The following is a 20,413-nucleotide window of genomic DNA, read 5'->3' as shown; positions in this document are numbered from 1 at the left end:
ACACTTTATACTGTTCCGCGGCTGGCTTCATCTAACACTGTTAACCGGCTGTTGATCTGCTGAATGACCCTACTGAAGTCATCCGGGCGGTGGGCAAAATCCAGCTGGTTCACGTCCAGAATCAGCAAGTCACCCGCCGAGTACGACGCGACAAAATCGTCGTAAAGCCGGTTCAGGCTCAGCAGGTACGCATCGCTGATCGACTGTTCAAACGACCGGCCCCGCTTCTGAATCTGTTCGCGCAGTTTGGGCAGGTCGGCCCGGAGGTAGATCATGAGATCGGGCGGGTGTACCAGACTCACCATGTTGTTGAACAGGTCAAGGTAGGTACGGTAGTCGCGCTCAATCATGTAGCCGCTTTCGTACAGGTTGCGGGCGAAGATGGCCGAATCTTCGTAGATGGTCCGGTCCTGTACCATGGTTCGAACCTGGTGGGCATTCCCTGCGCGGACGTTGATCCTGTTTTCTGCCAACACGGCCATGATTGTCTTGACCTGACTCAGTCGGCTATTCAGAAAATACACCTGCAGATTGAACGACCAGCGTTCCATATCGGCGTAAAAATCGGCCAGGTACGGATTGCCTTCCACGGCTTCGTACAACACTTCCCAGCCGTAGTGGTCGGCGAGCAATTCGGCCAGTGTGGTCTTACCGGCTCCTATGTTTCCTGTTATCGCAATGTGCATGGCAGAGGGAGAAGAACGAAAAAGAAAAGAGGGGGAGGAAACGAGCAGCGCCCTAAACCCATCCTCTACGTTTCCCTCTTCTCTTTTTCTCTTTGGAACGAACTTTGCAAAAATGGGTTTAATTTTGTTAGTAAGTTTTTATTAGCATGAAACCGTACCGCGTTTTACTTTACTATATCTATACCCCCATCGAGGATCCGGCGCAGTACCGCGAGGAACACCACCTGCTGTGTCTGCGGCTGAATTTGCTGGGCCGGATCATCGTAGCGCCCGAGGGACTGAACGGCACCGTTTCGGGTCTCGCGGCCGACTGCGACGCATACATGGCCGCGCTGCACGCCGATCCGCGCTTTGCGGCCATCGATTTCAAGGTAGAGGAACACGATCACCACACGTTTCAGAAACTGCACGTCCGGCTGAAGCAGGAAATTGTCAACTCCGATCTGCCGGTCAATCCGCTCGAACAAACCGGTACGCATCTGGAGCCGGACGAGTTTCGGCGGCTAAAAAACGACCCGGATGTCGTGCTGGTGGATATGCGGTCCAACTACGAACATTCGGTGGGCCGGTTCAAAGGGGCGGTTACGTTCGACATGGAAAACCTGCGCGAATTGCCGGAACATGTCCATGAAATCGAGCACCTGAAAGACAAGAAAATTATTACGTACTGCACGGGCGGCATCAAGTGCGAAAAGGCCAGCGCGTATCTGCTGTCCCGGGGATTCAAGAACGTGTACCAGCTGCACGGTGGGATCATCAAATACGGACTGGAAGCGGGTGGCGAGGATTTTGACGGGCAGTGCTACGTATTCGACAACCGCCTGACGGTCGACGTGAACCACGTAAATCCCAGGGTGGTGTCGGCCTGTTACCGCTGCGGCAAAACCACCAGCCGGATGATCAACTGCGCCAGCCCGGCCTGCAACAACCACGTAACGCTCTGCGAAGACTGCGGCTGGGAACACGCCGGTACGTGCTCGGATGCCTGCAAGGACGACCCAAACCTCCGCGCCTACGACGGCACCGGCTACTACAGCAAACATTCTGAGGGCTATACTCCGGCGCTGGGCTTCAAAAGCCGCAAAGGTCAGGAAGCTGCCGAACTTCGGCAGTAGCACGACCAACGGTCAGTGTACCTTCATACGAACCATACGACCGGGGCTGCTGTCCCGGTCGCTTTTTTTGTACCGTATAGCGGATGAAACTTACGTAGGGAGAGCAGTCGGGCACGAGGGTCCATCAATCCTGCTTCACCCAAAACCCCTGCAGCGAACTGACGGCCGCTACCAGATAAAACAGCAGACTGGTTGCCAGCGCATCGGGCGTGCGGATGGGTAACCACTGGCTCATCTGCACAAACACCAGTTCCCGCATGCCAATCCCGCCGATCGTCAGCGGCAGGGCAGCGGCAATGGACGACGCCAGAAACGTCAGCAGGTAATCGACGAGATGACTGCTGACCCGTAGCGCCATCAGCAGGCACGTACAGCCGAGCAGCTGCAGGGTTTGTACGCCGAGTGCCACCGCTACCCCCCGCCAGAAAACCGTTTTGAACCGCCTGAACACCAGCCGAACGCCGATATACGCCACGACAACCACAAATCCAGCCGCAATCAGTCCTATCCAGGGCGGCCCTATCCCGGGCGGCACCGGCAGGAGGGTCTGCACCGACGTACTGAAACCCGCGGCCAGGCAGCCCAGAACAAGAATGGCCAGCAACCCCAGCAGACGATCCAGCAACAGGGTTGACAGCACCAACCGATACCCAACCCCGAATTTGTTTCTGAGTCGAACAGCCTTGTAGCCATCCCCGCCGATGCCCCCCGGCAGAAACAGGTTGTAGGCCATACCCGTGTAGTACAGCGGCAGCAGGTAGCGAAACGGAGCCTGGATGCCAATGCCCCTGAGCATGGTCTTCAGCCGGAACGTACTGGTTATCTGCGACGAGTTGTAGGCCAGTACGGCCGCCAGTAGCCACTCCACCCGCGCCCGGCTCATCACCCTCCCGACCGCCGGCCAGTCGGTTCGCCAGATCAGGTACGAAATGGCCAGCACACTCAGCACAGCTTTCAGCAGCAGCGGTCCCCATTTCCGGCTGCGCGTTGGCTCATCGGCTACGGGTTGCCCCGGTGACTGTACGGCATGCATCGGTACGTTTTTCATTCAGCGGACGGCCGGAGCCGGTTGAAATTCCTCCCGGATGCGGTAGGTAAGTTTATGCGCGGACTCGTAGTACGTCCGCATCTGGATTTCGGCGATGACCCCGAAGGTCAGCAGTTGCAGCCCCCCGAGCAGCAGCACGGCCGCCAGCGTCAGCAACGGACTGTTTCCAATGGGATCGCCCGCGAGCCGGAGCACGAGCAGGTAAATGCCTAACCCAATGCCGAGGCTGATTGCCAGCAGACCAACCGGCCCGAACAGGTGCATGGGCCGGCGGAAATACCGCTGCATGAACACGATGAACAGCAGATCGCTCAGCACCCGGAACGTCCGGCCCAGTCCGTATTTCGACGAACCGTGCAGTCGAGGATGGTGCTGCACGTCGCGCTGGGTCATGCGGGCTCCCTGCATGGTAGCGAGGACTGGAATAAACCGGTGCAGTTCGCCGTACAGTCCCAGATCGCGGGCCACCTCGCGCCGGAACACCTTGAGCGTACAGCCGTAGTCGTTGAGATACACACCGGTCAGGCGCTGAATCAGGGCGTTGGCCAGGCGGCTGGGCAGCTTGCGAAGCAGGAACCCATCCTGCCGGTTGGCCCGGTTGCCGGCCACTACGTCCCAGTTCTCTGCCTGAGCGATCCTGACCAGTTCCGGAATATCCATCGGGTCGTTTTGCAGGTCCCCGTCGAGGGTCACGATGTAGTCGCCCCGGGCGGCCTGAATCCCCGCGGCCATGGCAGTGGTCTGGCCGTAGTTGCGGTACAGCATCAGCAGCCGCACGTGTTCGTCGGCCCACTGCCGGACGTTCCGCACGGTGGCATCCCGGGAGCCGTCGTCGACCAGAATTACTTCATATGCGTGGCCCGCCAACGCCGTCCGGATGCGGTCGAGCAGCGGCCTGACGTTGTCGGCTTCATTGTAGAGCGGTATGACCAGCGAAATAAGCGCATCGTTTTTCATAAAGAGACGGGGGTCGGCACAGGAACCGGCCGCCGTTCAACGGTTGTTGGCTCACTGAGCCGATGTCGGTGTAGAACCGTTTTCGGGCGGCCAATCGACTCCTTAACGCCGTGCGTACTAGAAAGCCGGGCTCCGTTCCGACGAATTCATCTGATAACAGCGGTTGTTACTCAACTTTCTATTTGAATGACTAAGGTAGGCAATTAAGGTGTGGCCGCAAAAAAGCCCGGCTTTCCGAGCCAGGCTTTGCGTACGATATGATGTTCTTGTCGGCTATGTGCAAACCGACAGCCAGCAACTCTCGGCTGATTGATTCAGACCGCTTTCTTAACATTAATGGCATTGAGCCCCTTGGGAGTCATCTCCACCGAAAAAGTTACCTTATCCCGCTCGCCGATCGGTTCCTTCAGCGCATTAACGTGCACAAAGATGCTCTCCTGCGACTGTTGATCTCTGATGAACCCATAGCCTTTCGACGTATTGAACGACGTTACGGTACCACGACGGATCACCTCCTGCGCGGCAACAGCATCCTGCCGGGGAACGCCGATCTGGATTTCCTCCTGGTTGATTTCCCGCTTTCGGTTAGGATCAGGCGGAGTAGAGGTGATGTTGCCGTACTCGTCTACATACGCCAGCATCTGGTCGAGCGATTGACCTTTCTGCGCATTCGCCTTGCGATCATCCCGCTTTTCCTGCTTATCCTTTTTCTTTTTCTGCCGCTGCTTCTCTTTCTCTTTTTTACTAAATGTATCCATAATTTGTGTTTATTCCGGCGGGCTTATCATGCCTGTCAAAGCATGATTTTTAACTCGGAAGTGATGCCCTGGTAAAGTCGGGTGGCGTACTAGGCAAGTAGGACTAAATCATGCCACCACTTACTGAACTGAATATAGCAAAAATAAGTTGTTTGTCCTCACTTCTATCTGTAAACTTTCTGTTATCCCTGTTTTTTTGGTCAATTTAGCCCAGTAGCTTCCCCATTACGTAGTCATTCATCCAGTACGGGCCGATGGGAATGTCTTCTTCGGAGCGCACCTCAAACCCCTGCTTTTCGTAGAAAGTCCGGGCTTTGTTGTGGCGGTTCACGTTCAGCAGCAACTCCCGCCCGCCCTGCCGGCGGCAACGATCCTCCACCGCCGTCAGCAGCTGCCGACCCAGCCCGGTACCCTGGGTTTCGGGCAGGACGTAGATTTTGTGCAGTTTAAACGTATGGGCCCCGGCGTCATGGATGCTAAACGAAGCAAACCCAAGCAGTTGGCGGGCGGGCGTTTCGGCGAGGATGAACTCATGCCCCTGTTCTGTCATCTGCCGGGTCAGGGCGTCGAGGGAATACATTTGGGCGAACATAAAGGCAATCTGCTCCTGGCTCAGGATCGGCCGGTAGGTTGGCTCCCAGATTTTTGACTGTAAGTCGATGATAGCGGGAATATCATCGGGGGTGGCGGTGCGAAGTTTCGTCGGCACGTTCGGGGCTTATTTTGTATTTTTACCCCACAATATTACCACAACCCACTTTACATGGCGGAGCAAAAGCCCCTGATTTTAGTAACGAATGATGACGGTATTACGTCGCACGGGATTCGCACACTGGTTGAACTGATGCAGCAGCTGGGCACAGTAGTCGTTGTAGCCCCCAACAGTCCGCAGTCAGGTATGGGTCACGCCATCACCATTGCCAACCCCCTCCGCTTATACCCGACCGACCTGTTTACCGATGTGATCGCCTATGAATGTTCGGGCACCCCGGCCGACTGTGTCAAGCTGGCCAAACACCACGTGTTGAAAGACCGCGCCCCCGACCTTGTTGTGAGTGGCGTAAACCACGGCGGCAATACGTCCATCAGCGTGTTATATTCCGGCACCATGTCGGCGGCCATTGAAGCGGCCATTGAGGGAATTCCGGCCATTGGTTTTTCGTTAGGAGATTTTACCCGACAGCCTGACTTTTCGCACACGCATGAGCACATCCTGTCCATCACGCGCAACGTACTGGAACGAGGTATGACCAAAGGCACGGCTCTGAACGTCAATTTTCCGCCCCGGGGCAGCGAGCCGCTGAAGGGCATCCGGATCTGCCGGCAGGCCAATGCCAAATGGCAGGAGGTGTTCGACGAACGGCGCGACCCCCATGGCCGCCGGTATTTCTGGCTGGCGGGCGAGTTTGTCAATTACGACACACACGCCGAGGATACCGACGAGTATGCGCTGGCCAACAACTACACCTCCGTGGTGCCGTGTCAGTACGACCTGACCGCCTACGCGATGGTGGATGAACTGAAGAACTGGAACCTGTAATTCGTTCACCGTTTCAAGTGTATGGATTACCGTCAGGAACGCCTGATGTATGTATATCATTTCTGAAACGGTGAACTCGTAACAATAACGACTATGCCATTACTAGGAAAGATGCTGAAGAACGGGATTCGCCTGACGAATGTCGTTCAGCGCAAACGCATCAATGCGCTCAAATTGCAGCGCAAGGTGTTTCGCAAGCTGATCCGGAAAGCCCACCATACGGCTTTCGGAGAAAACTATAAATTCGACGAGTTACTCAACGCGGTCGAATTTGGCTCGGAACGGGAGTTTTACGAAAAATATAAGCAGCACGTGCCCATCCACGACTACAACCGGATGTTCAACGAGTGGTGGCACCGGGCGCTGGATGGGGAAGAAAACATTACGTGGCCGGGCCGGGTCAAGTACTTCGCCCTCAGCTCGGGTACGTCGGAAGCGTCGACGAAGTACATTCCGGTTACGAAGTCGATGTCGCGGGCCATTCAGCGCACCAGCATCCGGCAGATTCTAACCCTGGGCCGCTACCAGAACCTCCCGTCTACGCTGTACGAAAAAGGCTACCTGATGCTGGGTGGCAGCACTAACCTCAACGCCCGGGAGGGCCACTACGAAGGCGACCTGAGCGGCATTACGGCCAGCCAGATTCCGTTCTGGTTCCAGCGGTTCTACAAACCCGGTAAGGAGATTGCGCAGGAACGCGACTGGGCGCTGAAGCTGGACGAAATTACGGAACAGGCCGCCGACTGGGACATTGGCTACGTAGTGGGTGTGCCGGCCTGGATTCAGTTGCTGATGGAGAAAATCATCGCCCGCTACAAGGTGAAAACCATTCACGACATCTGGCCGAACCTGATGGTGTTCTGCCACGGCGGGGTCTCGTTTGAACCGTATCGGAAAGGCTTCGAAAAGTTGCTGGCACGCCCCATTACGTACATTGAAACGTACCTGGCGTCGGAGGGTTTCATTGCCTACCAGTCGCACCCCAACGCCGACGGCATGCAACTGGTGCTGAACAACGGGATATTCTTCGAGTTCATTCCGTTCAATGACCGGAACTTCACGGCCGACGGCGAGCTGACGGCCAACCCCGAAACGCTGATGATCGATGAGGTGGAGGAAGGCAAAGAGTACGCTCTGCTGCTGTCGACCTGCTCGGGGGCCTGGCGTTACCTGATCGGCGATACCATCCGCTTCGTGTCCAAGAAACGGGCCGAGATCGTGATTACGGGCCGCACCAAGCACTTCCTGAGCCTGTGTGGCGAACACCTGTCGGTCGATAACATGAACAAAGCCGTTGAGCTGGTCTCGGAAGAGATGGGTCTCGACGTGCGGGAGTTTACCGTGGCGGGCGTAACGCACGATACCCTGTTTGCTCACCACTGGTACATCGGCACCGACGACCCCGTCGATACCGACGTACTGCGCGACCGCATCGACGCAAAGCTGAAAGAGCTGAACGACGACTACGCCGTGGAACGCAAACACGCGCTAAAGGAGATTACCGTAACGGCCTTACCTACGGCTACGTTCTACCGCTGGATGGAATCGAAGGGCAAGATGGGCGGACAGCACAAGTTCCCGCGTGTGCTGAAGAAGAACCTGATTGCCGACTGGGAAGAGTTTCTGAGTAAATCGCTGGGCAAACCCGTAAATCAGTAAGCATGAACTGGTAAGCTCATTTTACGTCAAAATGAGCTTACCAGTTCATTGCCTTCATCATCGGTTCGTACAGACGGGTGTAGGCAATCTGCACCGCCACCGCCAGAAAGACAAAGCCCGTGATGCGGTTGAAGACGGAGATAACCCGGGGGGTAAAGAGCCGTTTGAGCCGGTTAGCGTAATACGCCAGCGCCGACTCAGTGGCGAACACCCCGAGCAGACTGGCCCCCATGAACCCGTACTGCTCAGCTGTGGTATAGTGCAGGTGCGACCGGATGTATGCCACGATCGTTACCCAGGAGATGAAATTGACGGGATTCAGCGCATTCAGGAAAAAGCCCGTCGATACGTAGTACAGATAGTTTCCAAACCGGGTCTGCGGATAAGCCAGCCGGGGCGTTCCCTTCAGGATGTTGACCAGCCCCATGGCCGTCAGGAACACCACCCCCACCACGGCCATAATGTGCTCGATGCCATTTACTTTCGGAATAAACGACGTACCGAGTAAAGCCGCGAGCACGAACAGAATGTCGCCGATGATGACGCCCAGCACGATCTTCATGCCCGAGCGAAATCCGTTGTCGACACTGTTCTGAATAAGCGCAAAGAAAACCGTTCCGAAGGTCAGGCAAAGCGCGATGCCGACCAGGAAACCATACAAAATTGGTAAAAACACAACTGACGTTTAGTTTATGAACTGAAGTGGAACAACGATGGCCCGACGGCTGCGTTGCCAACGCGAAACGGGCATTCAGATACCCCGCAGCCGGGCTACCATCAGCAAGCCGGCTATGCTGAGCGAATCGGTGATCTGGCTGGTCATAACCATCTCTACGGCGTTGGCCAGCGGCAGCTTCCGGACCTGCAGCTGCTCGGTTTCTTCGGGCGCATGCTCTCCCTGAACCAGGTCTTCGGCGATGTACAGAAACCCCTCCTCGTCGGTGGCGGAATTAGACGTATGGATTCGGGCAATTTTCGTCCACGTTCGCGCTTCCAGGCCCGTTTCTTCTTTCAGTTCACGCCGGGCCGACTCCAGCGGATCGGTGCCGAGCGGGGAGCCGCCCTCCGGGATCTCCCACGAATATTCGTCGAGTGGATAGCGGTACTGCCCGACGAGATACGTATTGCCCTCGGCGTCGATGGGGATAACGCCGATGGCCTTATTCTTGAAACTAACGACTCCGTATATGCCTGGGGTTCCGGCGGGGGTTACTACCTCCTCATGCCTGATACTTAACCAATTATTCTCGTAGCGAACCGACGAGTTGAGCGTCTTCCAGGGATTCTCGGTTGCATTCATGACAACGAAAGTACGAACTTTTCGGCTACAAATGGCTAAATTTGCGCTAAGGCGCTGGACGCCGGACCCGGTCCGCCGTTGCGGTTGGATGCTGGTTCAGACAGGGCGACGCAACGATTGGGACGCTCTCTTCCCGCCGACGTCCGGTATCCAGCGCCTTTTCCAGACATGACAACTCCACAACAAGTAAAATACCGCTGGATGACGTTCTCGGTAGGGCTCAGTATCGTCCTGCTGCTGATCAAACTGACGGCCTATTACCTCACCTCCTCCACGGCGATCCTGACCGACGCGCTGGAATCCATCGTTAACGTAGTGGCGAGTGGCTTTGCCCTGTACAGCGTGTACCTGTCGGGCCAGCCCCGGGATCAGAACCACCCGTACGGCCACGGCAAAATCGAATTCCTGTCGTCGGGGTTCGAAGGCGCACTCATTACGTCGGCGGGGATTTTCATTCTGATTCAGGCCGTTTACAGCTTCTTCATCACCAAAACACTGACGAACCTGGACTGGGGCCTCGGCCTGGTAGCCCTGACGACAGCGGCCAATGCCGGAACGGGCCTGATGCTGGTCCGGACGGGCCGCCGGACTGATTCGCTGGCCCTGATGGCCGACGGGCGCCACCTGCTGACCGATAGCGTCAGTAGTCTGGTGGTGCTGGCGGGCGTAGCGCTGGTGTGGGTCACGAACCAGCTCTGGCTGGACAGTGTCCTGTCGCTGGTGCTGTCGCTGATCATCATCTACAACGGGTTCCAGCTCATCCGGCAATCGGTGGCCCGGCTCATGGACGAAGCCGACGTACCCACGATCGAGCGCGTCGTGAGTCTGCTCAACAGCCACAAAGACCGCAACTGGATCGACGTTCATAACCTGCGCGTTCAGAAGTACGGTGCTGATCTGCACATTGACTGCCACCTGACGCTGCCCTACTATTGGGATCTGAACCAGGTGCATATGGAGGTTCATCACTTTGAAGACACCTTGAAAGACGGGTTTCGGAGCGAGGTCGAGATTTTTGTGCATACCGACCCCTGCGAACAGGAGTGCTGCCACTACTGCCGCGTTGCCGACTGCCCGGTACGTGCCTTACCGTTCATGCGTGACGTGGAATGGACGGCCGAAAACCTGCCCCTCAACCAGAAACACTTCGTGGCCCTGGCCCCACCGACAGCGTAGCCGGATTGACTATCAACGCTTTCTGTGATTGAGTTTATTTTGTAGCTGATCCATTACGTCACTTTTTTTTGTTTTTCGTTTATATCGTATAGATTTGGTCGTGACTATGCCTCTATTGTCATGATCAACCACGCATTCCGTTTCCTGTGTTTTCTTAGTTTCATCAACTCTCAAACGTTCGGACAAGCGGCTGCGCAGGATTCGTATTGGCTGAGCGGTGGTCTCGGAAAAAGCCACCTGCCCAGTCTGATGATTGCCATGGGCTACGAGCCTAAAAGCAGCCCCACTGTCCTGATAGCGCGTTATTCCGTCAATGCCGAGTTTATGCAGGCGGTTGAACCCGGTCTGAAAGTGAGTGAACTTGGCCTGCTGTACGGTTTGCGGACAGGTAAGTTTCGTTTTGCAGCGGGCCTGAGCAGAGTTTGGGGAAACGACCGGGGCAAATACCTGTATACGGATCCCGACCCGCTGTGGGGATCGGGCCAGCATTACGAATTCGTAAAGTATGGCACCATGGGCATACCGGCCGAAGTCCGGTATTATACAGCCTTAAAATACATAGGCATCGGCGTGACCGGCTTCGGCAATCTCAACCCCAGGCGTTCCTTTGCGGGCATCAACGTATCCGTTTACCTCGGCCGTTTGCCATCGAATTAAGAGTTCTGCCAGTGCGATCCGGTAAGCATCCGGCTTTGCGATTAACGGGCCAAACCAGAGCCTGGCCCGGCTGCAACACCCGCGTATAACCCGGCGATCTGCTCACTGTACCGCGCCTGAATGACCTTCCGTTTGAGCTTGAGTGTAGGCGTTAATTCACCGGCCTCAACGGTCCACTCCCGGTCGAGCAGCTCAAATTTCTTAACTTGTTCGACGTGGTTGAACGCCTGATTGTATTGATCGATGGCTTCGGCGATCAGGCGCTTTACCGACTCGTCGGCGGCAGCGGCCGCGTCGCCGGGGTAGGGTCGCTGCTGCTCGGCAAACCACTCGCGAAGCATCCGAAAAGTCGGGACAATCAACGCGCCGACAAACTTCTGCCCTTCGCCGACGACCATGATCTGTTCAATCCAGGGACTTTCAACCATCTTGTTCTCTATGGGCTGGGGCGCTACGTATTTACCGCCACTAGTTTTGAACAGTTCTTTTTTGCGATCCGTGATTTTCAGAAACTTCCCGTTCACTAACGTACCGATGTCGCCCGTATGCAGCCAGTCGCCGGAGATCGCTTCGGCCGTGAGGTCCGGGCGTTTATAGTACCCCATCATGACATTGGGGCCCTTGCACAGGATCTCACCGTCGTCCAAAAACGACACCTCGACGTGTTTCAGCAGCGGGCCAACGGTTCCGAACATCCGGTTGTTTTCGCTGAACCGGTTGCCACTGATAATCGGTGACGCTTCGGTAAGGCCGTAGCCCTCCATCACCACAATGCCGGCCGCGCCGAAGACTTTCAGCAGCCGTACCTGACAGGCTGCAGCCCCCGTAATGATCGCCCTGACGCGCCCCCCCAGTGCTTCCCGCCATTTGCTGAAAAACAGCCGGTCGGCCACGGCCAGCTGCAGCCGGTAGCCCAGTCCGAACGACTTGTTGACGTCGTACTCCTCCCCCAGCCGCAGCGACCAGGCAAATAGCCGTTTTTTGATACCCGTCAGTTCCGCCTCTTTCGCCAGAATTCCCTCGTACACCTTTTCAAGCAACCGCGGCACTGTCGTAAAGACCGTCGGCTGCACCTCCCGGAGATTGGCCGCAATCGTGTCCATGCTCTCGGCGTAGTAGATCGACGTACCGCAGTAGATGTAGCAGTACGTAGCCATACGCTCAAACGCGTGGTTCAGCGGCAGGAAGCTGAGAGCCCGCCGGCCGCGCACCCCGATTTCGTTCATGACCAGCGCGCTGTCGAACGTGTTGCTGAGCAGGTTATGGTGCGACAGCATCACGCCCTTGGGTGTTCCGGTGGTTCCGGAGGTGTAGAGAATCGTGGCCAGGTCAGTGGGCTGCACGCGCCCGCGCAGCACGTCGAGCCGCTGCAAATCATCGGGCGTAAGGTCGGTATGTAAGGCCGTCCACGAGCGGGCACCAACTACCGGATCGAACGTGAAAATAGCCTGAAGATCGGGCAGGGTCGGTTGCAGAGCGGCCACCTTCGCGTACAGCTCCGCACCATCGACGAACACGACCCGAACGGCCGCATCCTGCAGCACAAACTGCAGCTCGGCGGGGTTAATGGTCGGGTACACCGGCACTGACACCGCCCCGACCTGCTGAACGGCCAGATCGACCATCATCCATTCGGGTCGGTTCCGGCTCAGGATAGCGACCTTATGCCGCCCTTCGATTGTGCCATCGCCCTGATCGATACCGAGGGTCAGCAACCCAATGCTCACCTGGTTAACCCGGTCGATAACATGCTGCGTGCTGTATGTTTTCCATTGCCCGGCCTCCTTGGCCGCCAGCATATCCGTCAGCGGACAGTGCGCTAACTGATACGTCAGGCAATCGAATAATCGGTTTGGCTCGTCCATGTCTCTTAATCCTGCCGGCAGTCGGCAAAACCCTTCTGCTGAAATCCCTTTAAACTCCGGTATACTCATAGAGACTGTCGACGCCGGCATTTTGTTGTCGTTCGCCAGGATTCCTTCGGCCTAAACAAACGTACGACGATTTGCCATATAGTCAGAAATCAGCGAAAGAGGGGCAATTGACCAGGCTGACAGCGTGCAGGCATTTCAATCTTTTCGTACCTTGTAGACGATGGAAGCACGCAAAAAACTTGTTGTCCTGTCGGGTGCCGGGATCAGCGCCGAGAGTGGCATTCCCACCTTTCGGGCCTCCGACGGCCTGTGGGAAAATCACCGCATCGAGGACGTAGCAACCCCCGAAGCCTGGCACCGAAATCCTGTACTGGTGCAGGAATTTTATAACCAGCGCCGGAAGCAGGCACTGAGCGTTGAACCCAATGCCGGCCACCTGGCCCTGGTCAGACTCGAAGCGTATTTCGACGTAACAATCATCACCCAGAACGTAGATAACCTCCACGAAAAAGCGGGCTCGTCGAACGTTGTGCATCTGCACGGCGAACTCTTTAAATCGCGCAGTACGATGGACCCGGCCCTGATCTATGACGTCGAAGGCTGGGAAATCAGGATGGGCGACTGCTGTGAAAAAGGCGCACAGCTCCGCCCGCATATTGTCTGGTTCGGCGAGGCCGTTCCAATGATGGACCTTGCGATGGACATCACGGAACAGGCCGACCTGTTCATCGTGGTTGGTACGTCGCTGGCCGTATACCCGGCTGCGGGCCTGATCTATTCCGTCCGGCCCGGCGTCCCGATCTACATTGTCGACCCGAACATACCGGACGTAGCGAAACGTAAGAACATGACCATGATCCCCGAGCCGGCCACCGTTGGTCTGACCCGACTGGCGGATCAACTCATTGCCGAAACCCAAACCGTATGAAAACGCTCCTTTTCCTGATCCTCCCCTGGCTCTATGCCCCCAATCCGCACCCCACTGTTGGTGGCCCGGTCGTGTTCATTCAGCAGGATGGGCCAAAAAACCTGACTCCGCAACAGGCCGCGCAGTTACTGAAAGAATCGCCGGGGGTGGTGATCCTCGACGTCCGTACCCCAACCGAGTTTTCGTCCGGGCACATCAAAGGGGCCATCAACGTCGATTACAACAGCCCGACCTTCCAGCAGCAGGTAGCCAGACTGGACAAGACAAAACCGTATCTGGTGCACTGTGCCGTAGGTGGCCGTAGCACGCAGTCGCTGCCGATTTTGCAGAAACTGGGTTTTACCAACGTCCGGCACCTCGACGGGGGCGTAAAAGCCTGGCAGCAGGCCGGGCTGCCGTTAGTAAAATGACAACTATTTCCAGCATTACGGGTTAAACAGGGGCACTCAACGTCCCTGTTTTCGTATGCAACCTCCACCCGATTTAGCCGCTAAAACCCGTCAGGCACATGCCGTATTGAACCAGTTATACGGCGTTCAGGAAATTTACGGCCGGGCGGATCCCATGCACGAACTGATCGGTACGATCCTGTCGCACCGGACGACCCACGCCAACGAGGTAACGGCCTACCGGACCATGCGGGAGCGTTTTCCGACCTGGGAGCAGGTTCGCGATGCCCCCCTCCCCAACCTGATCGACGCCATCAAAACGGCCAATTACCCGGACGTAAAAGCGCCATATATCCAGAACGTGCTGGCGCACATCATCCGCGAACGGGGTGACGTCAGCATCGACTTCCTGCACGACCTGTCGACGGAAGCCGCCATGAAGTGGCTCACCGACCTGCCGGGCATTGGCCTGAAAACCGCTACGTTGCTGCTGCTCTTCAACTTCAGAAAACCGGTGCTGCCGGTCGATACGCACGTACACCGGGTTACGCAGCGGGTAGGACTGATTGGCCCGAAAGTCAGTGCGGAGAAAGCCCACGCCATTCTGCTGGCGTACCTGCCCCCGGATGCGAAAGAACTGTTTAACTTCCATAAGCATTTTTACTGGCATGGCCAGCGCATCTGCACCTGGTACACGCCTAAATGCAGCGAGTGCGTGCTGCGCGACATGTGCGACTACTACCAGTCGGGCGGAACAACGACGCTGAGCAGTACGCCGGTGCCCAAAAGTAAGCGGGTGGGCAGTACATTAAAATCTGAAACCAGGGTTACAAAAGAATAATCAACTACGTATTTTACCTACTCGTTATTGTGCACCATCAACACCTCACCTTTTATGAAACTGATTATACGCTCGTTCCTTCTCGGCTTAGCCGGGCTGCTCTCCGGTCATTCAGTCGTTGGGCAGGGTAAACTTTCTCTCTCGCTAAGCGCTTCGCCAACGTTCCAATACAGTAAAACAGAACAAACCGTACTGGTACCGATAACTACCAATGGGCAACCAGTTACGGCGCAACCGGTTGATTTTCGGGCAGAACGGACAGGCTGGGGCTACTCGGTCGGTTTGCTGGCCCGTTATAACCTGACCGCCCGTTTCTCTTTTTCGACGGGTATTTTACTAAATCGTGTTCGCTACAACGTACCAACCATCAGCACCAACCCTGCTAATGTGCCATTTACGTTAATTGCCACTAGCCAGCGGAACTACCAGATTCCGGTTACCATCAACTACCTGACCTCCGGCAAACGGCTATCGCCCTATGTTTCGGCGGGTGGGTTATTCGCCCTGCCGTCGGTAACCATTTTTGAGAACGGCGAAAAGAGTAAATTCCCTAATCAGGACATACATATTCATCCGATGCTGGCGGCCGGTCTGGCGTATCGGCTGAGCAACCAGTTATCGGTGATTGCTCAGCCTACCTTTGCGTACATCCTACCCCAACAATCCTTCAGCAGGTATCAGAATTACCAGGTAGGCTTACAGGCGCAGGTACTGTACACTGTCCGGTGACCTACCCCCTTGGATCACCTACTGAATTCGCTTGCTTTCGTCGTCCAGACCGGCGTTCCGACGGCGGGCGGCTTTGACCTGATCGCTGCCGAAGCTGTAGGTGAAGTTCAGCCGTACCTGCCGACTCTCATAGCCTCCGCTGGCGTCCATGTACAACCCGCCGAACTGGCTGATACCCCGCCACCGCTGGCTGTTGAAGGGGTCGGTCAGGGTCACCACCAGCGAGCCCCGATCGTTCAGCACCTTGTGCGACACCCCAACGCTGGAACCCCAGTACCGGCGGTTGAGGAACGTACCGCCCCAGATCGACGGTGAGGTGTAGTAACCCGACACTTCGACGTTCCACCGGCGTGGCAGCGTAATCGTGTGCTGGCTGTAAAAACTCAGTACGTTCGCGTTCAGGTTGATGACCTTACCCTGCCCGAAATCAGCGCGGTTGCGGGAGTGGTAAGCCGTTAGGCTGGTGTACACGTTCCACCATTTCGTCAGACTGACGGGGTAACTTACGCCCAGCGAAATCACGTCCTGGCGGGCCAAGTTGCGGGTCGTGATGAAGTTCCGATTCCGTTCGGTCGTATCCGTAATGCTCGTAAAGAAATCCGTTGTGCGGCTGACACTCAGCGACGTAGTGAGCTTGTAGGCGTAGGTGTGCGATACCTGCACCGTGTTCGTGTACTGCGGGCGCAGGAACGCATTGCCTTTCTGATACGTCAGTTCGTCGGCCTTGTACTCGAATGGGTTCAGATCCTGGTAGCCCGGCCGGTCAATCCGGCGGCTGAACGTCAGCGCGTAGCTGTTTTTGGCGTTGGCCGAGTACGTAAGCCCGGCGCTGGGAAACAGGTTGACGTACCGACGTGTTACGTTGCCATCGCCCTGAGCCTGAGCACTGGTCAGCATACCCTGGGAGTACGTCTGCTCAACCCGCAGCCCAGCCTGCGCCCGGACTTTGCCGAATAGACGGTTGAACGATGCATAACCGGCATTGATCCGTTCCGTGTACCGAAAATCGTTGGTCCGGTCTGTGTTTAGCTGATCGCGGCCGTCCACTACGTCGAAGAAATCGAAGGCGTTGCCCGTTGTCACCGACGACAGCTTGAAGCCTGCACTCAGTTTGCCGCCCCACAGTTTCTGTTCGTAGTCGGCTTTCAGCGTGTATAGATCGATGTCGGTCAGGGTTTTCATGCGGTAGTTGCGCTCTTCCAGCACGATCTGCTCAATGGGGTCGCGGTACTGGTTCGGCTGGTAATTGTTGTTCGATCCGGTGTAGCGGCCATAGTCGGCGTCGATGTTCAGCGTCCGGCCGGTTGTATCGGCATACTGGTAGTTCAGGTTGGCGTTCAGATTGCCCCGCCGGCTTGTGTTCCGGTTGTTGGCAATCAGGATCGACGTAGCCGGACGATTCAGCGGTCCAATGGGCGTTTGGCCGTCGGTCAGCGACTCACTGCCCCGAAGGTTACCATTCACCAGCACCCCCAGCGTGCTCCGGCGGCTCAGGAAGAAATCGGCCCCGGCCTTCACGTTATGCGAGCCCGACCCGGTAGTAGTTTCTGACCGCTGGTCGTAGTATTGCCCCGACTGCCGGCGGTACAGGTTGATGAACGACCAGTCGCGGGCGATGCGGTTGCTATACGTAGCGAACAGGTTCACGCCTTTGGTGCGGTGGTTGAGCGAGAGCGACCCGTTCTGCTTCGGGTAAAAACGACCCTGCGCCAGTCCCAGCGTCAGGCTGCCGTTGGTACCGTAGTTTCTGTTTTTCTTCAGCCGGATGTTGATGATCCCCGCGTTGCCCGACGCATCGTAGCGAGCCGAGGGCTGTGCGATAATTTCGATGGCTTCAATGTCGGATGCCTGCAGCGTGCGGAGGTAAGCCGCCAGATCGGCCTGCGTCAGGGGCGACAGCTTCCCGTCGATGTAGATACGTACTCCGTTTTTGCCCTGCAGCATGATGTTATCGCCCGGATCGACAATGACACCCGGCGCTTTCTGAAGCAGTTCGAACGCCGAACTACCGGCGGCCGTGAGGCTGGCCTCTACGTTCAGCACAGTTTTGTCGGGTGTCACTTCGAGCAGGGGTTTACGGGCGCTCACCTTCACCTCGCTAAGCTGATTGCTGACATCCGTCAGCATTAGCGCAGGCAACGTTACGGTCTGGCCCTTGCTTATTGAAAAACGCTCCGAAAAACCCTGACCGTAGCCGACGCCCGTAACGCTGATGCGGTACGAACCGGCCCGGACAGCCGTAAATGCATAAGCACCAGAGTCGCTGCTGACCTGGGCTTTTACGAGCGAAGAATCGTTGGTGCTGAGCAGCATAACCGTTGAGAACGGAACCGCCTGCCGGCGCGTGTCCTGTACCAAACCCCGTATGGTAGCGGTCTGGGCCAGGAGCAGATGGGTGGTGAACAGCAAGCTGATGGACAGTAGACATTTCATAGCCTTAGCGTTGACAGATTTGATGAGTCAAAGCTATGCCCCTACCCTCCGTCAACCCACCGGCAATCGGTGAACCGACAAACGCATCGCCGAACGGACGTCGATGTCATTCGTCGGCGTATATGACCGTTCGTCGGTACCCTGAACAACTCACCGGCTACCGCCACCCATCCGGCCGAACGTCTGTTGCCCCATAACTTTACATAGCTTCATGAGTTAACTAAACTGGTGCCCTTACGCACACGGCATGAATTCAGCAAACCAGGCAACAAAAACCAACCTCATCATTCTGGCCGGGGCAACCGGCGATCTGGGCCAGGCCATCGCCCACCACCTGCTCCAGCGGGGTGCCCACGTCAGGGCACTGGTCCGCCGGGGCAGTACCAGCCAGGTACTTTCGTCGCTCCGGACTCAGGGAGCTACCGTACTTGAGGTTGATTACACCAGCGATTCGGAACTGACGCAGGCCTGCACGGGCGGTTCCTGCGTGGTGTCGGCCCTGTCGGGGCTGCGGGATGTGATCGTCGATACGCAGACGCGGCTGCTTCATGCCGCCGTGAACGCCGGAGTGCCCCGCTTCATCCCCTCCGACTACTGCATCGATTTCACCCGATTGCCCAAAGGCAGCAACCGGAACCTCGACCTGCGCCGGGACTTTTCCGAACGGCTCGACAAAGCTTCCATCGCGGCTACGTCCATTCTGAACGGCATGTTTACCGACCTGCTGACCGGGCAGGCCCCCGTCGTTCAGTTCGGGCTGAAGCGGGTGCTTTATTGGGGGGATGCCGACCAGCCGATGGATTTTACGACCACCGACGATACAGCCGCCTACACCGCGGCTGCCGCCCTTGATGCCGATACGCCCCGGTTTCTGCGGATTGCCGGGGAGGTAAGTACCATCCGGGGCATACAGCAATCGGCCAGCGACGCGACGGGGCAACCGTTCGGCCTGCTGCGCGTTGGTGGCCTGGGCGTACTCAACACCCTGATTAAGATAACCAAACTCGTAGCGCCCCAGCCCAGCGAAGTGTTTCCACCCTGGCAGGGGATGCAATATTTGCACAACATGCTGAGCGGACAGCCGAAACTCCAGCCGCTCGACAACGACCGCTACCCCGACATCCGGTGGACATCAATCCGTGACGTATTAGCCAAACGCCCGGCCTAACTGAATAGAACCGGGCGTTACAATACGGCTTAGGCGGGTTGGTTACACGCCGACGCTGCTCTCGACAGCTTTCTTTACGGCCGGGGCCACAACGGTACCCAGCAGTTCGATGGCCCGCATCACGTTCGCGTGCGGCAACGTACCGACGCTGATGTGCAGCAGGAACCGGGTGTTGCCGAATAGCTCATGCTCCCACAGAATCTTGTCGATCACCTGCTGCGGACTACCCACCAGCAGCGACCCTTCGGCCGAGCGCATGAACTCGTACTGGGCGCGGTTCATGGGCGACCAGCCCCGCTCCCGCCCGATCTGGCTCATAACGTAGGCATACGGTCCGTAAAACTCATCGGCGGCCCGCTGCGAATCGTCGGCAATGTAGCCGTGGGAGTTGATGCCCAACTGCAGCCTGGCGGGGTCGTGACCGGCCTTGGCGTACGTATCTTTATACAACCGGGTAAAGGGCACGAACCGCTCCGGCATCCCGCCGATGATGGCCAGCGCCATCGGCAAACCGTAGTTGGCGGCCCGCACGACCGACTCGGGCGTACCACCAACCCCTACCCAGATGGGCAGTTCCGGTTGATGCGGTCGGGGGTAAACGCCCCGGTTGTCGATCGACGGCCGGAAACGGCCCTTCCAGGTAATTTTCTCTTTTTTGTTCAGCTGCACCAGGAGGTCCAGCTTTTCGGAAAACAGCTCGTTATAATCGTTCAGGTTATTACCGAACAGCGGAAACGATTCGATGAACGAACCCCGCCCGGCGATGATCTCGGCCCGCCCTCCCGACAGCAGATCGACGTGCGCGAAGTCCTGAAAGACCCGCACCGGATCGTCGGAGCTAAGCACGGTAACGGCGCTGGACAGCCGGATCTGTTTGGTTTTGACCGCTGCGGCCGCCAGCACCACCGCCGGCGAGGATACGATAAAATCGGGGCGGTGGTGCTCACCGATGGCGAATACATCCAGACCGACCTGATCGGCCAGTTCAACTTCTTCCATCAGGTTCATCATCCGCTGATGCGGACTGAGCAACGTACCGGTGGTTGGATCGGGCGTATTTTCGACGAAGGTTGTGATGCCAAGTTCCATAATCAAAAGTGTATTAAATGTAGCTACATCGTTTTTACTATAACACCGGAACGAAGGAAAAACGTT

At 56.9% G+C, this 20,413-nt stretch carries 21 protein-coding genes; 11 read left to right on the top strand and 10 right to left on the bottom strand.

Annotated features, from left to right (window positions below; all coding sequences use genetic code 11):
- Positions 1–5: 5 nt before the first annotated feature.
- Positions 6–686 carry a deoxynucleoside kinase gene (locus DYU11_RS10175; RefSeq protein ID WP_119667582.1) on the bottom strand — a complete coding sequence of 227 codons (681 nt, stop codon included), beginning with the start codon at positions 684–686 and terminating at the stop codon, positions 6–8.
- A 146-nt stretch (positions 687–832) separates the two neighbouring features.
- On the opposite strand from DYU11_RS10175, the gene trhO reads away from it, so the two are divergent.
- On the top strand, positions 833–1,801 hold the full coding sequence (gene trhO / locus DYU11_RS10170; protein ID WP_119667581.1) for an oxygen-dependent tRNA uridine(34) hydroxylase TrhO: 969 nt from the start codon (positions 833–835) through the stop codon (positions 1,799–1,801).
- A 124-nt stretch (positions 1,802–1,925) separates the two neighbouring features.
- Here trhO and DYU11_RS10165 read toward each other — a convergent pair whose 3' ends face one another.
- The 4 genes from DYU11_RS10165 to DYU11_RS10150 form a co-directional block, all read right to left on the bottom strand.
- Entirely contained in the window at positions 1,926–2,834 is a 909-nt protein-coding gene (locus DYU11_RS10165; RefSeq protein WP_158600260.1) for a lysylphosphatidylglycerol synthase transmembrane domain-containing protein, read from the bottom strand.
- Positions 2,835–2,849: 15 nt separating this feature from the next.
- Positions 2,850–3,806 (bottom strand): glycosyltransferase family 2 protein, encoded by a 957-nt coding sequence (locus DYU11_RS10160; protein WP_119667579.1) that lies wholly within the window; start codon positions 3,804–3,806, stop codon positions 2,850–2,852.
- A gap of 314 nt (positions 3,807–4,120) precedes the next feature.
- Positions 4,121–4,564: a cold-shock protein gene (locus DYU11_RS10155; protein WP_119667578.1), complete on the bottom strand. Its 444-nt coding sequence runs from the start codon at positions 4,562–4,564 to the stop codon at positions 4,121–4,123.
- A gap of 205 nt (positions 4,565–4,769) precedes the next feature.
- Positions 4,770–5,273: a GNAT family N-acetyltransferase gene (locus DYU11_RS10150; RefSeq protein WP_119667577.1), complete on the bottom strand. Its 504-nt coding sequence runs from the start codon at positions 5,271–5,273 to the stop codon at positions 4,770–4,772.
- Positions 5,274–5,327: 54 nt separating this feature from the next.
- Between DYU11_RS10150 and surE the strand changes: the two genes are divergently transcribed.
- The gene (surE, locus tag DYU11_RS10145; RefSeq protein ID WP_119667576.1) at positions 5,328–6,104 is read left to right on the top strand and encodes a 5'/3'-nucleotidase SurE; all 777 of its coding nucleotides are present in this window, start codon (positions 5,328–5,330) and stop codon (positions 6,102–6,104) included.
- Between the two features lie 93 nt (positions 6,105–6,197).
- Positions 6,198–7,763 (top strand): GH3 auxin-responsive promoter family protein, encoded by a 1,566-nt coding sequence (locus DYU11_RS10140; RefSeq protein ID WP_119667575.1) that lies wholly within the window; start codon positions 6,198–6,200, stop codon positions 7,761–7,763.
- A gap of 37 nt (positions 7,764–7,800) precedes the next feature.
- Here DYU11_RS10140 and DYU11_RS10135 read toward each other — a convergent pair whose 3' ends face one another.
- A complete protein-coding gene (locus DYU11_RS10135; protein WP_119667574.1) occupies positions 7,801–8,439 on the bottom strand; it encodes a LysE family translocator in 639 nt (212 codons plus the stop codon).
- Positions 8,440–8,514: 75 nt separating this feature from the next.
- Positions 8,515–9,063: an NUDIX domain-containing protein gene (locus DYU11_RS10130; RefSeq protein WP_119667573.1), complete on the bottom strand. Its 549-nt coding sequence runs from the start codon at positions 9,061–9,063 to the stop codon at positions 8,515–8,517.
- 168 nt (positions 9,064–9,231) lie between these two features.
- Here DYU11_RS10130 and DYU11_RS10125 point away from each other — a divergent pair, with 168 nt between their 5' ends.
- Complete coding sequence (locus DYU11_RS10125) at positions 9,232–10,239, top strand: cation diffusion facilitator family transporter (RefSeq protein ID WP_119667572.1); 1,008 nt, start codon at positions 9,232–9,234, stop codon at positions 10,237–10,239.
- Between the two features lie 120 nt (positions 10,240–10,359).
- A complete protein-coding gene (locus DYU11_RS10120) occupies positions 10,360–10,896 on the top strand; it encodes a hypothetical protein (RefSeq protein ID WP_119667571.1) in 537 nt (178 codons plus the stop codon).
- Between the two features lie 41 nt (positions 10,897–10,937).
- Here DYU11_RS10120 and DYU11_RS10115 read toward each other — a convergent pair whose 3' ends face one another.
- A complete protein-coding gene (locus tag DYU11_RS10115; RefSeq protein WP_119667570.1) occupies positions 10,938–12,761 on the bottom strand; it encodes an AMP-dependent synthetase/ligase in 1,824 nt (607 codons plus the stop codon).
- Between the two features lie 229 nt (positions 12,762–12,990).
- On the opposite strand from DYU11_RS10115, the gene DYU11_RS10110 reads away from it, so the two are divergent.
- From DYU11_RS10110 to DYU11_RS10095, 4 genes are read left to right on the top strand one after another with little or no spacing between them, the layout of a single operon-like run.
- Positions 12,991–13,698, top strand: a complete 708-nt coding sequence (locus tag DYU11_RS10110; RefSeq protein ID WP_119667569.1) for an SIR2 family NAD-dependent protein deacylase — start codon at positions 12,991–12,993, stop codon at positions 13,696–13,698.
- Entirely contained in the window at positions 13,695–14,108 is a 414-nt protein-coding gene (locus DYU11_RS10105; RefSeq protein ID WP_119667568.1) for a rhodanese-like domain-containing protein, read from the top strand. The genes DYU11_RS10110 and DYU11_RS10105 overlap by 4 nt, the downstream gene beginning before the upstream one ends.
- Positions 14,109–14,163: 55 nt before the next feature.
- Positions 14,164–14,928: an endonuclease III domain-containing protein gene (locus tag DYU11_RS10100; protein WP_119667567.1), complete on the top strand. Its 765-nt coding sequence runs from the start codon at positions 14,164–14,166 to the stop codon at positions 14,926–14,928.
- A gap of 54 nt (positions 14,929–14,982) precedes the next feature.
- Entirely contained in the window at positions 14,983–15,657 is a 675-nt protein-coding gene (locus tag DYU11_RS10095; RefSeq protein ID WP_119667566.1) for a putative outer membrane beta-barrel protein, read from the top strand.
- 18 nt (positions 15,658–15,675) lie between these two features.
- On the opposite strand, the gene DYU11_RS10090 is transcribed toward DYU11_RS10095, so the two are convergent.
- On the bottom strand, positions 15,676–18,090 hold the full coding sequence (locus tag DYU11_RS10090; RefSeq protein ID WP_119667565.1) for a TonB-dependent receptor: 2,415 nt from the start codon (positions 18,088–18,090) through the stop codon (positions 15,676–15,678).
- Between the two features lie 35 nt (positions 18,091–18,125).
- Between DYU11_RS10090 and DYU11_RS33195 the strand changes: the two genes are divergently transcribed.
- Together DYU11_RS33195 and DYU11_RS10085 are read left to right on the top strand one after the other, a co-directional pair.
- Positions 18,126–18,287, top strand: a complete 162-nt coding sequence (locus DYU11_RS33195; protein WP_158600259.1) for a hypothetical protein — start codon at positions 18,126–18,128, stop codon at positions 18,285–18,287.
- Between the two features lie 50 nt (positions 18,288–18,337).
- Complete coding sequence (locus DYU11_RS10085; RefSeq protein WP_119667564.1) at positions 18,338–19,258, top strand: NmrA family NAD(P)-binding protein; 921 nt, start codon at positions 18,338–18,340, stop codon at positions 19,256–19,258.
- A gap of 42 nt (positions 19,259–19,300) precedes the next feature.
- On the opposite strand, the gene DYU11_RS10080 is transcribed toward DYU11_RS10085, so the two are convergent.
- Entirely contained in the window at positions 19,301–20,347 is a 1,047-nt protein-coding gene (locus tag DYU11_RS10080) for an LLM class flavin-dependent oxidoreductase (RefSeq protein WP_119667563.1), read from the bottom strand.
- Between the last annotated feature and the right edge of the window lie 66 nt (positions 20,348–20,413).

The sequence above is a fragment of the Fibrisoma montanum genome (assembly GCF_003583365.1).
Taxonomy (GTDB): domain Bacteria; phylum Bacteroidota; class Bacteroidia; order Cytophagales; family Spirosomataceae; genus Fibrisoma; species Fibrisoma montanum.
Note: the sequence above shows the minus strand (reverse complement) of the source record. Positions and strands in the feature narration are given on the sequence as shown.

What these genes read in the sequence shown, in the direction of transcription:
- DYU11_RS10175 (WP_119667582.1), bottom strand. Translation starts at nt 686, where the DNA reads ATGCACATTGCGATAACAGGAAACATAGGAGCCGGTAAGACCACACTG.
- trhO (WP_119667581.1), top strand. Translation starts at nt 833, where the DNA reads ATGAAACCGTACCGCGTTTTACTTTACTATATCTATACCCCCATCGAG.
- DYU11_RS10165 (WP_158600260.1), bottom strand. Translation starts at nt 2,834, where the DNA reads ATGCATGCCGTACAGTCACCGGGGCAACCCGTAGCCGATGAGCCAACG.
- DYU11_RS10160 (WP_119667579.1), bottom strand. Translation starts at nt 3,806, where the DNA reads ATGAAAAACGATGCGCTTATTTCGCTGGTCATACCGCTCTACAATGAA.
- DYU11_RS10155 (WP_119667578.1), bottom strand. Translation starts at nt 4,564, where the DNA reads ATGGATACATTTAGTAAAAAAGAGAAAGAGAAGCAGCGGCAGAAAAAG.
- surE (WP_119667576.1), top strand. Translation starts at nt 5,328, where the DNA reads ATGGCGGAGCAAAAGCCCCTGATTTTAGTAACGAATGATGACGGTATT.
- DYU11_RS10140 (WP_119667575.1), top strand. Translation starts at nt 6,198, where the DNA reads ATGCCATTACTAGGAAAGATGCTGAAGAACGGGATTCGCCTGACGAAT.
- DYU11_RS10130 (WP_119667573.1), bottom strand. Translation starts at nt 9,063, where the DNA reads ATGAATGCAACCGAGAATCCCTGGAAGACGCTCAACTCGTCGGTTCGC.
- DYU11_RS10125 (WP_119667572.1), top strand. Translation starts at nt 9,232, where the DNA reads ATGACAACTCCACAACAAGTAAAATACCGCTGGATGACGTTCTCGGTA.
- DYU11_RS10120 (WP_119667571.1), top strand. Translation starts at nt 10,360, where the DNA reads ATGATCAACCACGCATTCCGTTTCCTGTGTTTTCTTAGTTTCATCAAC.
- DYU11_RS10115 (WP_119667570.1), bottom strand. Translation starts at nt 12,761, where the DNA reads ATGGACGAGCCAAACCGATTATTCGATTGCCTGACGTATCAGTTAGCG.
- DYU11_RS10110 (WP_119667569.1), top strand. Translation starts at nt 12,991, where the DNA reads ATGGAAGCACGCAAAAAACTTGTTGTCCTGTCGGGTGCCGGGATCAGC.
- DYU11_RS10105 (WP_119667568.1), top strand. Translation starts at nt 13,695, where the DNA reads ATGAAAACGCTCCTTTTCCTGATCCTCCCCTGGCTCTATGCCCCCAAT.
- DYU11_RS10100 (WP_119667567.1), top strand. Translation starts at nt 14,164, where the DNA reads ATGCAACCTCCACCCGATTTAGCCGCTAAAACCCGTCAGGCACATGCC.
- DYU11_RS10095 (WP_119667566.1), top strand. Translation starts at nt 14,983, where the DNA reads ATGAAACTGATTATACGCTCGTTCCTTCTCGGCTTAGCCGGGCTGCTC.
- DYU11_RS10090 (WP_119667565.1), bottom strand. Translation starts at nt 18,090, where the DNA reads ATGAAATGTCTACTGTCCATCAGCTTGCTGTTCACCACCCATCTGCTC.
- DYU11_RS33195 (WP_158600259.1), top strand. Translation starts at nt 18,126, where the DNA reads ATGCCCCTACCCTCCGTCAACCCACCGGCAATCGGTGAACCGACAAAC.
- DYU11_RS10085 (WP_119667564.1), top strand. Translation starts at nt 18,338, where the DNA reads ATGAATTCAGCAAACCAGGCAACAAAAACCAACCTCATCATTCTGGCC.
- DYU11_RS10080 (WP_119667563.1), bottom strand. Translation starts at nt 20,347, where the DNA reads ATGGAACTTGGCATCACAACCTTCGTCGAAAATACGCCCGATCCAACC.